Consider the following 254-nt stretch of genomic DNA (forward strand, 5'->3'; position numbering starts at 1 on the left):
GTGTGGGTAGATATCGCGAGCGACCTTGACCAGTGTTTTCATCGTGAGCGGAGCCAGTGGGCCGTCTTCTGCCCAAGCGTCAGATACTGACAGCTCCGCAGAGCTGGCGATCGCCGCAGCGGGCAGACCCGCGGCCATCCCCTTGAGGAGGAAGCGGCGGCTGTATCGGTTTCGCGGGTCGACTGTTCTCATAATGACCTCCCTTTCAATCGCGGTCGATGGTTAGACAAAGCGTCCGCCGCGCTCGATCACTT

At 60.6% G+C, this 254-nt stretch carries 1 protein-coding gene; it reads right to left on the reverse strand.

Going from position 1 to position 254, the window contains the following annotated elements:
- A partial coding sequence (locus KZZ07_RS27175; RefSeq protein ID WP_219520125.1) for a hypothetical protein occupies positions 1-192 on the reverse strand: 192 nt, incomplete at its 3' end.
- Between the last annotated feature and the right edge of the window lie 62 nt (positions 193-254).

Source organism: Mameliella sp. CS4, assembly GCF_019392335.1.
Taxonomy (GTDB): Bacteria; Pseudomonadota; Alphaproteobacteria; order Rhodobacterales; family Rhodobacteraceae; genus Antarctobacter.